We start from the raw sequence: 13,369 nt of genomic DNA, 5'->3' as shown, positions 1-13,369 counted from the left end.
GTCGCCCCTCCGGTACGTCATCGTTCCCGCCGTGCCACGCGCAGGACGGCGGTGAGCTTCTTGGCACCGCTCAGGGTGACGGTGCCGAGGCCGTACAGGTGGATGTCCGCACCCGTGCCGCGCCTGACGTCGCGGTACAAGCCGGTGGTGGGGAGGCCGACGGCTTCCATGGCGGCCTTGAGTTCGTGGAATGCCTGAGTGGCCTCCAGCTCGGAGACGGGGCGGATCGGGGGCGGGCTCGTGGACGTGCTCATGGAGGGCTCTCTTTCTGGTGGATCTCCTCCGGGATGGCTCCACGATGACGCCGACAGCCCTACGCTCACCAGCAGTTGGGTTTTCGAACGGGATCGGGAAACGAGGCATATGCCGGCCGAGAACGAGATCGACCCGAGCGAGAGCCTGGAGAGCTTCATCGCCGACATGGTCCGGGACGCGCGGAAGCGCCGCGGGTGGCGCCAGGCCGATCTGGCCGCCAAGGTCTTCAGCAGCACCACACGGATCTCGGAGATCGAGAACGGGGATCCACCGGATTCGCGCTGGGGCGCCAGCTCGACCAGGTGCTGGAGCTGGGCGGTTCGCTGGTGAATCTGCTCGTCATCCGCAATCAGGGCGCCTTCCGCGACTATGCGCAGGGGTTCCTTCGGGACCAGGCTCGGGCGCGGGCCGTATACGAGTTCTCCCTTGTGGTCCCGGGCCTGCTCCAGACTCCTGGGTACGCGAGAGCGATCATGCGGTTGGAGGACCCTGACGGTGTGACCGACATCGAGGCGTCCGTTCAACGGCGCAGTGAGCGGCAGGCCGTCTTCACGAGCCCGCAACCGCCTTGGCTCTGGGTTGTTCTCGACGAGTCCGCCCTAACCAAGGTCATGGGGTCGAGGCAGGTCATGCGTGAGCAGATCGAGTGGTTGCTCGAAGTCACCGAGCAACCGTTCATCAACGTGCAGATCCTGCGGACCGACCGCGCTGCCATCCGCGGTTCGGTGAGCCTCTTGACTCTCCCGTCGGGAGAACGCACCGCCTACACAGAGGGTTTCGGCACCGGCCGCTACGTGGTCGAAGTGGCAGAGGTCACCCTCTTCCAGAAGATCTATGATCGGCTCCACGCCGATGCCCTCGGGGTCGACGAATCGCGAGAGTTCATGCGTGACGTACTGGGGAAATGCGATGACTGAGCCGATATGGCGCAAGAGCACGTACAGCGGCAACAACGACAACTGCGTCGAGGTCGCCGACAACGCCCCCCGCATCGTCCGCGTCCGGGACACCAAGGACCACGCCCAGGGCGAACTGACGGTCGCACCGGCAGCCTGGGTCGAGTTCACCGCGTTCGCGCGCGCCCACACGCTGTGACCCTTCGTACTCCCCGGCCCGGTCCGTGCCGCCGCACCGCCGGGGGTGGCTGACGGCGCGTGTCAGCTGACGGGCCGACCTGCCACCGTCTCCCTGAGTACGCCCGTGGACCTGGCGTTGCCCACTGGGCATGTCGTCGTGTGTGGCCCCTTCACGGGCCTCGGTCCGTTTCGTGCCCCGTCCCTCCACTGCCGTCCCGTCTCCGTGGCGGTCAGTGTCCTTCGGCAACGACCGCACGCCGGCTCGACTAGCCGCCGCCGCTGCCCGACTGTCGTCACGGACGAGCCCATGGCCGGATGGACACTTGCCCTCGTAGAAGACCAAGATGCCGCGGCCTTCGGTGCGCGCGAATTCCTCGGTTGCGCGACGGATCTCGGAGCGCCTCCCGTGAGGACCGGATCAGCCGGGGCCGCCCCTTGCGACCGCACCCGCTTGCCGCGGGCCCCTTGGCCCACCGCAGGGCTCGCCCCGACCGGGTCGGTGAGCCCGGTGGCAGGCTCCCGTCTTCGGCGGAGGTCTCCGAAGGCGCCCTCGTGCTGGAGCAGTTGCGTGGAGTGCGTCGGGGGCGGTCGGCCCGCTCCCGCGTGGGTACGGGTGATTCCTCACGGCTTGTGACGGGAGGAATTCGCGAGGTAGTAATTGGGTGAAACCTTTACTGAATTGCTGTCAATAGGCTCGCTCCGTCTATCTCGATTCGATAACGAGATCCTCTGAAAAGGTCTGGGCCATTGGAGTCTTTCGCTGCAACTGTCTTTAGTTGCAGCGAAATTGACTGTTCATCAAATCTCATGCCCTAGGTAACGGTCAGATATCTCGACGGCCATTCCCGTTTGCCCGAATTCTCCACCGTGCACGTCTGGCAGGCTTCCGCGCACCCACTCCTCCGACCAAGGATTTGAGGTGCGCATGACTAGACATCGCAGAAGACGTGAACATCGGCGCAAGCCAAGGGGGTTGATACTCGTCACCGCCGCCATGGCAGCGGCGGCGGTGATAGCGGGCGGCGTCGCCTACTCCGGGATGGGGGACGGCGCCCAGGCGGGAACACCCGCCCAGGCGGCAGGACCCGCGCAGGCCGGAGCTCTCGCGCCGGCCGCCGCCCCGGCCAAGGACGAGGAGCCGGAGCCCATCGTCGACGTGCCCGCCAACGACGCCGCGCGTGGCATGGTCTACGACGGCCTCAAGGCGGCTGACAAGAGTGACCGCTGCACAGGCGTCTACCGCACCGATGAGGGGCTGTGCACCCACGGGCCCGACGCCCCGCCCAAGGGCGTGGACATCAAGGCGGACGTAGCCCCCGCAGTCACCAGCAAGGCCCCCGCGGCCGACCCGGCCAAGCCTGCATCGGGCGCCACGGAGGGCAGCGGGCGCCCCCAGGACGCGCCCGCCGCCGACGCCGGCAGCGCCAGGACCGCGGCCGCCGCGGCCCCGAAGCCGGCGGCCTCGTCCGGCAGCCAGGCCGTCGCCGCAGGCCCTGCGGGCCAGACCGTCCAATGCGACGGAGACGGAAGCACCGGCAACCGCGTACAGGTCGTGTACGTGCACGGCCCCGACCGCGACCGGTACGCCGAATACGTCGCCTCGTTCCGCAAGTGGGCCGCCGACGCCGACCTCATCTACTCGGCCAGCGCCAAGGAAACCGGCGGTGTACGTCACATCCGCTACGTGACCGCGGCGGACTGCACACCGACCGTGCTCAACATCGAGCTCCCGTCGTCCGCGCTCGCCGAGTTCAGCGCGACCAACAGGGCGCTCGCCGGCAAGGGCCTCGACCGGCGCGACCGCAAGTACATGATCTTCGCGGACGCCAAGGTCTACTGCGGCATCGGCACGTTCGCGGGTGACGAACGACCGGGCCAGAACAATCAGAGCAACTTCGGCCCCTCCTACGGACGCACCGACGCCGGCTGCTGGGGCGGTCACACCGCAGCGCACGAACTGGGCCACAACCTCGGCGCGGTCAACAACAGCGCCCCCAACACCAGTCGCGGCGCACACTGCACGGACGAGTACGACGTCATGTGCTACTCGGACACCCCGTACTACCCCACGATGCGGTACGTGTGCTCCAACCAGGCGGCCGAGAACATCCTGGACTGCAATCACGACGACTACTTCCACACCAACCCCAAGGCCGGCAGCTACCTGGCCACACACTGGAACGTCGCCGACAACCAGTTCCTGATGCGTTCCGGGGGCGGCACAACCCCCGACCCGGGCCCCAGCCCGACGCCCACACCGACCCCGACGCCCACGAAGCCGACCGGCGGCCCAGCGGTGACGGCCGGCCAGATACAGTCCACGGCCGCCGTCGTGAGCTGGCCCAAGGTCGACGGCGCCGTCTGGTACCAGGTCCTGCTGGACGGCAAGCACCTGACCTGGGTCCAGTCGCAGTCGCTGCGCATCTACAACCTCCGGCCCGGCACCGCGTACAAGGTCGCCGTCTCGGTCCGCGACGGGTCCGGCCGTGACAGCGGGGCAGGAAGGGCGACCTCCTTCCGTACGGCCGACGCGAGCGGCGGCACGACCACCCCCGGCACCCGCTACACCCTCGGCAACTCGGGCACCGGCATGGCCGCCGAGGTCTGGGGCGGACGCTCCGCCGACGGCACGGTGCTCGTCGGGGCGCGCGCCAACGGCTATGCGCAGCAGCAGTGGCTGTTCGACGACGCCGGCGGCGGGCTCGTTCGCCTCCGCTCCGCGGTGTCGGGCAAGTGCCTGCAGACGGGAGGCGCCCCCGCCGCGGGCATGTGGATCGCCCAGCAGCCCTGCGGCGACATCGCCACGCAGAAGTGGAAGGTGTCCAGCCGCGGCGGAGCGATCACCGTGACCGACCCGAGCGGCACCTACGCCCTGACGGTGAGCAACCGCCCGTACTACGGGAGCTGGCTGCTCGACCTCCAGCGCGCGAACGGCCTCGCGACGCAGGCGTGGACGGTCCAGAAGGTCTCCTGATCGGCCGTCGGACCGGGGCCCGCGCCCCGGTCACCTGATCCGGTGTCGGTGGACGGCGACCGCGCGCGACCGTCCACCGACGCACCGGTTCCCCCGTGGTGCGTCCTCACCGCACCACGTCCCCACCGCATCTCACGCACCAGGAGCACCGCAACGATGCGTACACGCCACGCTTTCCGCGCCTTCACGGCCCTCGGTTTCCTGCTCATGCTCTTCGCCCAGGCCCTGGCCATGCCGTCTGCCGCACGAGCCCACGGCGATACCGTCAAGGTGGTGGTGACCGGGCAGCGGGACGGCCACATCGTGACCGAGATCACCTGGGAGAACGACGGGGACGCCGTCGAGGAGGCGGTCGCCGCCACGGTGAATGCGACCAGCATCGACCGGACCCGCTCCATGGGGCCGTGGCGACTGGTCCGCGTCCCCGGCACGCGCGCCGGCTGGATGACCGCGGAAGTCCTCGCTCCCGGTACCTGGAAGGTCACCGTCGACGTGGGGTTCCCCGCCCTCGGCCACGGGGAGGCGGAGATCGCCGTTCCGGTGGTCGACCCGGTGCCGCCCGGCGCCGTCACCCCCACCGCGTCCGTGCCCGCCCCGGTCCCCTCCGCGCCGGCGCCGTCCTCCGCCGCACCGTCCTCGTCCGCGACACGTCCGGCCGATCCGTCCTCGCCCTCGCCCTCCTTGGGCGTGGCCAGCGGCGGTGGTGACCGTACGGGCTGGTGGACCACGGCCGGCCTGGTCGGGATCGCGCTCGTCGGCGCCGCAGTCGGCTTGCGGGTACGGCGGGTCCGCGCCGGCAGGCGCTGAGGACGGCGCTCCGCAGGACCGCGGGGCCGTCGGGCACCACCCATGCGATGAGTGAACCCCGGCCGGCGCCCGCCTCCGCAGTACGCCACATTGTCCCCGCCACCTCGCGGGGCGGCGGGGGCGATCAGTCTGCTTACCGAAGCCGACGGTCAGGAGTGCCGCGTTTGACGTCGGGCCGGCGCGGGGCTGCACTGGATTTATGGACGCTGCGGCGACTCCTCCCTAGGGAGAGCAGCGATGACAACTCTGGACACGTTCAACCTTCTGCAGCCGTACAAGATCGCCGAGGAGACGTTCGTCATCCCGTGGGCACTCGAGGCCCCGCCGGTCGGCCACTTCCCGATGAATTCGATGGTGATCCGGGGAGCCGAACCGGTCCTCGTGGACACCGGGGCACCGGCAGTGCGCTCCCAGTGGCTGGAGGCCGCCTGGTCCGTCGTGGATCCCCTGGACGTACGGTGGATCTTCCTCACCCACGACGACCGCGACCACGCCGGCAACCTCCTGGCGGTCCTCGCGGAATGCCCCAACGCGACCCTGCTGACGACATGGTTCTCCATCGGCCGCATGGCCGAGGAGTGGGAGACCCCCATCAACCGGTGCCGCTTCATGACCGACGGCGACACGATCGACGCGGGCGACCGCACGCTGGTCGCCAAGCGACCGCCCTTGTACGACAACCCCACCACCCGCGGCCTCTTCGACCCGAAGACCAGCGTCCTGTGGGCCGTCGACACCTTCGCCACGAACGTGCCGACCCCCATGCCCGAAACAGCAGCGATGTCGCCGGCCGAATTCCGCGACGGCCAGTTCTTCGGCGGGCGCCTGGTCTCCCCCTGGGTCGCCCTGCTGGACGCCCAAAAGTTCGGGACGGTCGTCACCGACTTCCAACACCTGAACGCCGAGGTCGTCGCCGGCTGCCACTGCCCGGTCCTCCGCGGTGCCCAGATCCCCGAGGCCTACGACCTCCTCCGCCAACTCCCCGACATCCCTCCGTGGACCGAGTTCACCCAGGCCGACCTGGACCAGTGGATGGCCGTTGCCGAGAGCTCGGTTCCGCCGGAGCAGCCGCGGCCGTCGGGGACGTGAGCGGCGCCGACCCACGGCGTCGGGATCCGCTGCATGAAGAGCGCGTCCTCGGCTGGGTCGTCGACGCGGTCGCCGTTCTCGCTGTCGGTGCCGGGCGGACCGCCTACCGGGCCCGGTGCGCCTGAAGGCCCGCAGCCGCTTCGAGGAGGCGCAGCGCGGGCGGCCCGTCCCGGGTGTGTAACGAGGTGCGCCGGGGCCTTGGACTCCCGGGGGCGTCGCGCGAGACGATCTGCTGCTTTCGGTGTGGTGCCGGGCGGACAAGGGGTGGGGCATGAGGCGCGCTGTCGTGGTCGTGGTCGGGGCGGCGCTCGTCGTCGGGTTGGCGGCGTGCGGGGAGAAGGACGCCGGTGCCGGCCGGAAGGCTTCGGAGCCGCCGCGTGTCACCCTCACCCCCACGGTGACGCCGTCCACCACGGCTCCGTCGGCGTCGCCGTCCGTCGTCGCCGAGCCCAGTCCCACGCCCAGCGTGAGCCGGACCTCGCTCAAGCCGAGCGCCCCCTCCCGTCCCGTACGGGCCCAGGTCACCGTCACCCCCGTCACCAAGGGCGGCCGACTCGTCGTACGCGGAGGCGGTGCCGCCCAGGAGTTCTCCGTCACCCTGCGCAACGACACCCGTCGCGACTACGCACGCCTTGCCGTCGGGCTCGCCATGGAGCCCTCCTGGGAGGAGGGCGGCCCCGCCGACTGGGGCCTGCGGGCCGAGCGCTGGGACCCGGTCGCGGGCCGCTGGCGTGCGGCCGACATCGTGGTCGCCGGTGATGTCGCCGTGCTCTACCAGACCGTCGGCGGGACCGCCCTGCCCCGTGGCGCCGAGCGCACCGTCCGGTACCGGATCAAGGCGACGGGGCCCAGGCCCGTGGGCAGCACCTGGATCGCGGTCTACGCCGTCGTGACCGGGTTGCCCGAGGAGGCTCCGGCCGAGGCCAGGCTCGCGGGCCACAGCAGGCTGCCGGTCGACATCAACGCTCGGTGATCGTTCCGGGTCGGGTAAGGGCCCGTCCGGTGGATGACTAGTGACATGTTGGTCTTCAGTCCGTAGGGTGCTGAATATGGATATGCACACCGTCGTCCTTGGCACGTCCGGCACCACCCCCCAGGACGTCATCGACGTCGCCCGGCACGGCGCCCACGTCGAGCTCTCGACCGAGGCCGTACAGGCCCTTGCGGACGCCCGCGCCGTCATCGACGCGCTCGCCGCCAAGCCCGAGCCCGTGTACGGCGTCTCGACCGGGTTCGGCGCGCTCGCCACCCGGCACATCAGCCCGGAACTCCGTGCCCAGCTGCAGCGCAACATCGTCCGCTCGCACGCCGCCGGCATGGGCCCGCGCGTCGAGCGCGAGGTGGTGCGCGCGCTGATGTTCCTGCGGCTCAAGACCGTCGCCTCCGGGCACACCGGCGTCCGGCCCGAGGTCGCGCAGACCATGGCCGACGTCCTCAACGCCGGCATCACCCCGGTCGTCCACGAGTACGGCTCCCTCGGCTGCTCCGGCGACCTCGCGCCGCTCTCGCACTGCGCCCTGGCCCTGATGGGCGAGGGCGACGCCGAGGGCCCCGACGGCACCGTGAAGCCCGCGGGCGAGCTCCTCGCCGCCGCCGGCATCCGGCCCGTCGAGCTGCGCGAGAAGGAGGGCCTCGCCCTCCTCAACGGCACCGACGGCATGCTCGGCATGCTGATCATGGCCCTCGCGGACCTCGACACCCTCTACAAGTCTGCCGACATCACCGCGGCCCTCTCCCTCGAGGCCCTCCTCGGCACCGAGAAGGTCCTCGAGCCCGAGCTGCACGCCATCCGCCCCCACCCGGGCCAGGGCGCCTCCGCCGCCAACATGCTCGCCGTGCTCAAGGGCTCCGGGCTCACCGGCCACTTCCAGGAGGAGGAGGCCCCGCGCGTCCAGGACGCGTACTCCGTGCGCTGCGCCCCGCAGGTGGCCGGCGCCGGCCGCGACACCATGGCCCACGCCCGCCTGGTCGCCGACCGCGAGCTCGCCTCGGCCGTGGACAACCCCGTGGTGCTCGCCGACGGCCAGGTCCGGTCCAACGGCAACTTCCACGGCGCCCCCGTCGCGTACGTCCTGGACTTCCTCGCCATCGCCGCCGCCGACCTCGGCTCCATCGCCGAGCGCCGCACCGACCGGCTCCTCGACAAGAACCGGTCCCACGGACTGCCGCCCTTCCTCGCCGACGACGCCGGCGTCGACTCGGGCCTGATGATCGCCCAGTACACCCAGGCCGCCCTGGTCAGCGAGATGAAGCGGCTGGCCGTCCCGGCCTCCGCCGACTCCATCCCGTCCTCCGCGATGCAGGAGGACCACGTCTCCATGGGCTGGTCCGCCGCCCGCAAGCTGCGCACCGCGATCGGCAACCTCAACCGGATCATCGCCGTCGAGCTCTACGCCGCCACCCGCGGCATCGAGCTCCGCCGCGGCCTGACCCCCGCCCCCGCCTCGCAGGCCGTCATCGAGGCCCTGCGCGCCGCCGGGGTCGAGGGCCCGGGACCCGACCGCTTCCTCGCCCCCGACCTGGAGGCGGCCGACGTCTTCGTCCGCGAGGGCAAGCTCGTCGCGGCCGTGGAGCCGGTCACCGGTCCGCTGGCGTAGGGACTCCGCGTCGGCCGAAGCGTGAAGGGCCGCCTCCCCATGTGCGGGGGAGGCGGCCCTTCCGTCGTGCAGGCTCGGGCGCCGTTTTCGCCGTACCGGCTCAGGCGGCCCTTCCGTCGTACCGGCTCAGTGCACCCGGCCGCCGCGTCTCATCGCCAGTGTCACGAATCCCGCTCCCACGGCCAGGAAGCCCGTCCCGCCGATCAGATACGGCGTCGTGTCCGGGCTGCCGGTCTCGGCGAGGCGCTTCTCACCCGCCTCGCGCTCCTGCTGGGTCGAGGTGACCCGCTCATCGTCGGTGGCGTTCGCGGACGGCACGAACCACAGCGCGAACAGCAGCGTCCCGGCCGCCGTGGCGGTCAGCAGCGGGCGTCGAGCGACGGACACAGAGATTCGATCCCCCTTGCGGAAACCGCGAATCGGTAGGTGCGCCGATGCTAATGAACACAGCGGGTCGCAGGAAAGTCGAGACCCCGCCGAGCTCTACGCTCCCACGTATGAGCACTTCCGAGACATCACGTTACGTACGGCTTCGCGTCGAGGTCGTTCTGGAGATCGACGGCCCCGAGGAGCTGACCGAGGCGGCCGTCGGCCGCATCGGCACCGACGAGTTCATGCCCGAGGACGAGCGCGTGCACGCCCGCTCCGCCGTCCGCGAGGACAGCGCGGAGGCGCTGGCCTACCTCATCGAGCCCTTCGACCTCGTCAGGGAGGTCCCCGGGATCGAGCTGGTCCAGGCCTCCTGGACCAGCGAGGAGGTCGACTACGACCCCGATGCCCAGGAGTGGGACCTCGACGAGGAAGATGAGGTGGACGAGGACGACACGGAACGGGTCTAGCGGGGCGTGGCACCCCTGGAAGCCCCGGTACGGGCGTCCCGTACCGGGGCTTCCCGCTGTTCGGAATCCGGTACCGGGCCTGTACGGAATCCCGTACGGAAGCCTGTACGGGAACCGGACGCTCCGCGGCCGCGTGTCGATCAGTGGCGTTCCCCACAAACCCTCCGGTTACGGAACCGGGCAGGGTCTCATGGATGTTTTGACGAGTGTTGGCAGGGATTCGGCGACGATGGAGATGCGTGTGATGACGGACAGCAAGCGCCGCAAGAGCCTGGCGGCTGCCGCCGCGGTGCTCGGCGGCGTGTTGGTGCTCTCGGCGTGCAGCGACGGTGACAAGAGTGGCGCCGCCGACAGCTCCGCGTCGGCGCAGTCACAGGCACAGGTCGACGAGGCCGCGGCGCAGAAGACGTCGAAGGCCCAGATATCCATCTCGCCCAAGAACGGCACCGCCAACGCGTCGATCAACAACGACGCCAAGGTCACCGTCACCAACGGCACGCTGACCGAAGTGACGATGACCACGGCGGAGGGCAAGAGCGTCGAGGGCGAGATGTCCGCCGACAAGCTCAGCTGGAAGCCCACCGGGCAGCTCAAGCGCGCCACCGTCTACAAGATCGCCGCCACGGCCAAGGACGCGGACGGCCTGGAGGCGCACGAGAACACCTCCTTCACCACCGTCTCCCAGGCCAACAGCTTCATCGGCAGCTTCACGCCCGAGGACGGCTCCACCGTCGGCGTCGGCATGCCGGTCTCGATCAACTTCAACAAGGCGATCACCGACAAGAAGGCCGTCCAGGGCGGCATCACGGTGACCTCCAGCAGCGGCCAGGAGGTCGTCGGGCACTGGTTCAACTCCCAGCGCCTCGACTTCCGCCCCGACGACTACTGGACCGAGGGGTCGACCGTCACGCTGAAGCTGAACCTCGACGGCGTCGAAGGCGCCGAGGGTGTCTACGGCGTCCAGCAGAAGACCGTCACCTTCAAGATCGGCCGCAACCAGGTCTCCACCGTCGACGTCGCCACCAAGACCATGACGGTCAAGCAGGACGGCAAGACGATCAAGACCATCCCGATCTCGGCCGGCTCCCCGGAGAACCCCACCTACAACGGTGAGATGGTGATCTCCGAGAAGTTCAAGGAGACCCGGATGAACGGCGCCACCGTCGGCTTCACCGACGACGACGGCAAGGGCGAGTACGACATCAAGGACGTCCCGCACGCCATGCGCCTGTCCACCTCGGGCACGTTCATCCACGGCAACTACTGGGGCGCGGACTCGATCTTCGGCTCCGCCAACACCAGCCACGGCTGCGTGGGCCTGAACGACGTCAAGGGCGCCGGCGACCCGAACCAGATGGCCGCCTGGCTCTACGACCACTCCATCGTGGGCGACGTCGTGATCGTCAAGAACTCCAAGGACAAGACGATCTCGCCCAGCAACGGCCTCAACGGCTGGAACATGAGCTGGTCGGCGTGGAAGGCCGGCTCGGCGGTCTGATCCGCCCGGCACACCCGTACGGAAACGGCGGCCCCTTCCGATGGAAGGAGGCCGCCGTTTCCGTGGTTGGGTACCGCAAGGGCCGCTGCCGGTTCCGTCCGCGGGTACCGCAAGGGCCGCTACCGTACGACCGGTTCCTCCGCGCCCCACTGCGCGAGCAGCCGCAGCGCGTCCGCCGACGCCGACCCCGGCTCCGCGTAGGACGTCACCAGTACCAGGTCCGGGTCCGACCCGGCGACCTTCAGCGACTCGTACTTCAGCGTCAACTCGCCCACCAGCGGATGCCGTAGCCGCTTTGTGCCGTGCCCCTTGTCGGCGACCGTGTGCGCGGCCCACAGCGAGCGGAAGTCTTCGCTCCGTACCGACAGCTCGCCCACCAGCTCAAGGAGCGCCGGGTCCTCCGGGTAGCAGCCCGCGTACAGCCGCAGCATGCTCACCACCTCGGTGGCCTTGCACTCCCAGTCGACGTACAGATCACGGGTGTTCGGGTCGAGGAAGACCATCCGCGCCATGTTCCGCTCACGCGGCTCCCAGGCCGCGAAATCGCCCATCAGAGCCCGTGCCATCCGGTTCCAGGCGAGGATGTCGAGCCGCCGGCCGACGAGCAGGGCCGGGACGGTCTCCATGGAGTCGATCAGCTGGGAGAGGCCCGGCCGGAGCTGCTGGGGCCGGGCGATCGCGGCCCGGTGGTGCTTCTTCTTCGCCGTCGGCTTGGCCAGATGCGTCAGATGCGCCCGCTCGCTGTCGTCCAGCCGCAGCGCCCGGGCGATCGAGTCGAGGACCTCCATCGACACATTGCGGCCGTTCCCTTGCTCAAGCCGTGTGTAGTACGCGACGGAGACCCCGGCCAGCTGCGCCAGCTCCTCCCGGCGCAGCCCCGGTACGCGCCGGTGCCGGCCGAATTCCGGCAGCCCGACGTCCTCGGGCTTCAGCCGGGCCCGGCGCGAGCGCAGGAATTCGCTGAGTTCGGCACTGAGATCCATGCGTCCCGAGTATCCCAGGTCGTACGTTCGAACGGCGCGCTGTTCCTGTCGAATGTGCAGTGTTCCTGACCCTGCCAGTGGTATGCACGCTGGTCGTAGGCACAACAGAGGGCTGGGTACGGTCCGCCCGGGTCGGCAGGGTGGTTGCCATGACTACCAACGTCACCACTGTTCCCGCCTACGCCGCGCCGGCGGCCAACGCGCCGCTGGAGCGCACCACCGTCCCGCGCCGCCCGGTCGGCGAGCACGACGTCCTGATCGAGATCAAGTTCTCCGGCATCTGCCACTCCGACATCCACCAGGCCCGTGACGGCTGGGGCGAGGGCATCTACCCGATGGTGCCCGGCCACGAGATCGCCGGGATCGTCACCGAGGTCGGCACCGGGGTCACCAAGCACAAGGCCGGGGACCGCGTCGGGGTCGGTTGCTTCGTCGACTCCTGCCGGGAGTGCGACTACTGCCTCCGGGGCCTGGAGCAGTACTGCGCGAAGGGCATGATCGGCACGTACAACGCCGTCGACAAGGAGGGTGAGCCGACCTACGGCGGCTACTCCACCCACATCGTCGTCGACGAGAACTACACCCTGCGCATCCCGGACGGCATCCCGCTCGACCAGGCCGCCCCGCTGCTCTGCGCGGGCATCACCCTCTACTCGCCGCTCGCCCACTGGAAGGCCGGCCCCGGCAAGAAGGTCGCCGTCGTCGGCCTCGGCGGCCTCGGCCACATGGGCGTCAAGATCGCCCACGCGCTCGGTGCCGAGGTGACCGTGCTCAGCCAGTCGCTCAAGAAGCAGGAGGACGGCCTCAGGCTGGGCGCCGACCACTACTACGCCACCAGCGACCCGGCGACCTTCACCGAGCTGGCCGGCTCCTTCGACCTGATCGTCTCCACCGTCTCCGCCCCGCTCGACTTCACCGCCTATGTCGGGCTGCTCAGGACGGACGGCGCGCTGGTGAACGTCGGCGCCCCCGAGGAGCCGATCGCGCTCAACCTGTTCCCGCTGATGCTCGGCCGCAAGACGCTCGCCGGCTCCGCGATCGGTGGCATCGCCGAGACCCAGGAGATGCTGGACTTCTGCGCGGAGCACGGCCTGGGCGCGGAGATCGAGCTCATCCGCGCGGACCAGATCAACGAGGCGTACGAGCGGGTGCTGGCGAGCGACGTGCGGTACCGCTTCGTGATCGACGCGTCGACGATCTGACCGATCCGAGCGCTCCTCCCGAACGGGATGTGTGCCGGGGCATGACGTG

14 protein-coding genes are annotated in these 13,369 nt (G+C 69.9%); 11 read left to right on the top strand and 3 right to left on the bottom strand.

The features are described from left to right. Nucleotides 1–17: 17 nt before the first annotated feature. Nucleotides 18–254 (bottom strand): hypothetical protein, encoded by a 237-nt coding sequence (locus ACZ561_RS15710; protein WP_470994741.1) that lies wholly within the window; start codon nt 252–254, stop codon nt 18–20. A gap of 109 nt (nt 255–363) precedes the next feature. Here ACZ561_RS15710 and ACZ561_RS15705 point away from each other — a divergent pair, with 109 nt between their 5' ends. The 8 genes from ACZ561_RS15705 to hutH all read left to right on the top strand — a co-directional run bounded on the left by ACZ561_RS15705 (nt 364) and on the right by hutH (nt 8,798). Beyond that, a complete protein-coding gene (locus ACZ561_RS15705) occupies nt 364–585 on the top strand; it encodes a helix-turn-helix domain-containing protein (RefSeq protein WP_470994738.1) in 222 nt (73 codons plus the stop codon). Then, nucleotides 558–1,172: a DUF5753 domain-containing protein gene (locus ACZ561_RS15700; protein WP_470994736.1), complete on the top strand. Its 615-nt coding sequence runs from the start codon at nt 558–560 to the stop codon at nt 1,170–1,172. Before ACZ561_RS15705 ends, ACZ561_RS15700 begins: the two co-directional genes overlap by 28 nt. Further along, nucleotides 1,165–1,350 carry a DUF397 domain-containing protein gene (locus tag ACZ561_RS15695; RefSeq protein WP_470994733.1) on the top strand — a complete coding sequence of 62 codons (186 nt, stop codon included), beginning with the start codon at nt 1,165–1,167 and terminating at the stop codon, nt 1,348–1,350. The genes ACZ561_RS15700 and ACZ561_RS15695 overlap by 8 nt, the downstream gene beginning before the upstream one ends. Before the next feature lie 954 nt (nt 1,351–2,304). Continuing rightward, entirely contained in the window at nt 2,305–4,305 is a 2,001-nt protein-coding gene (locus ACZ561_RS15690) for an RICIN domain-containing protein (protein WP_470994730.1), read from the top strand. 156 nt (nt 4,306–4,461) lie between these two features. Further along, nucleotides 4,462–5,112, top strand: coding sequence for a hypothetical protein (locus tag ACZ561_RS15685; RefSeq protein ID WP_470994727.1), 651 nt, complete (start codon nt 4,462–4,464; stop codon nt 5,110–5,112). Between the two features lie 237 nt (nt 5,113–5,349). Next, a complete protein-coding gene (locus tag ACZ561_RS15680; RefSeq protein ID WP_470994724.1) occupies nt 5,350–6,201 on the top strand; it encodes an MBL fold metallo-hydrolase in 852 nt (283 codons plus the stop codon). Between the two features lie 271 nt (nt 6,202–6,472). Further along, nucleotides 6,473–7,174, top strand: a complete 702-nt coding sequence (locus ACZ561_RS15675; protein WP_470994721.1) for a hypothetical protein — start codon at nt 6,473–6,475, stop codon at nt 7,172–7,174. 82 nt (nt 7,175–7,256) lie between these two features. Next, nucleotides 7,257–8,798 carry a histidine ammonia-lyase gene (hutH, locus tag ACZ561_RS15670; protein WP_470995854.1) on the top strand — a complete coding sequence of 514 codons (1,542 nt, stop codon included), beginning with the start codon at nt 7,257–7,259 and terminating at the stop codon, nt 8,796–8,798. 126 nt (nt 8,799–8,924) lie between these two features. Here hutH and ACZ561_RS15665 read toward each other — a convergent pair whose 3' ends face one another. Next, entirely contained in the window at nt 8,925–9,185 is a 261-nt protein-coding gene (locus ACZ561_RS15665; RefSeq protein WP_376432748.1) for a hypothetical protein, read from the bottom strand. 110 nt (nt 9,186–9,295) lie between these two features. Here ACZ561_RS15665 and ACZ561_RS15660 point away from each other — a divergent pair, with 110 nt between their 5' ends. Together ACZ561_RS15660 and ACZ561_RS15655 are read left to right on the top strand one after the other, a co-directional pair. Beyond that, nucleotides 9,296–9,637, top strand: coding sequence for a hypothetical protein (locus ACZ561_RS15660; protein WP_470994718.1), 342 nt, complete (start codon nt 9,296–9,298; stop codon nt 9,635–9,637). A 229-nt stretch (nt 9,638–9,866) separates the two neighbouring features. After that, nucleotides 9,867–11,135, top strand: a complete 1,269-nt coding sequence (locus tag ACZ561_RS15655; protein ID WP_470994715.1) for a L,D-transpeptidase — start codon at nt 9,867–9,869, stop codon at nt 11,133–11,135. 119 nt (nt 11,136–11,254) lie between these two features. On the opposite strand, the gene ACZ561_RS15650 is transcribed toward ACZ561_RS15655, so the two are convergent. Beyond that, complete coding sequence (locus tag ACZ561_RS15650) at nt 11,255–12,118, bottom strand: helix-turn-helix transcriptional regulator (protein WP_470994713.1); 864 nt, start codon at nt 12,116–12,118, stop codon at nt 11,255–11,257. Nucleotides 12,119–12,267: 149 nt separating this feature from the next. Between ACZ561_RS15650 and ACZ561_RS15645 the strand changes: the two genes are divergently transcribed. Then, nucleotides 12,268–13,320, top strand: coding sequence for an NAD(P)-dependent alcohol dehydrogenase (locus ACZ561_RS15645; protein ID WP_470994710.1), 1,053 nt, complete (start codon nt 12,268–12,270; stop codon nt 13,318–13,320). Nucleotides 13,321–13,369 lie beyond the last annotated feature (49 nt).

This window comes from Streptomyces sp. NPDC039609 (assembly GCF_055596705.1).
The sequence above is the reverse complement of the archived record's forward strand: the minus strand, read 5'-3'. Positions and strand labels throughout refer to the sequence as shown.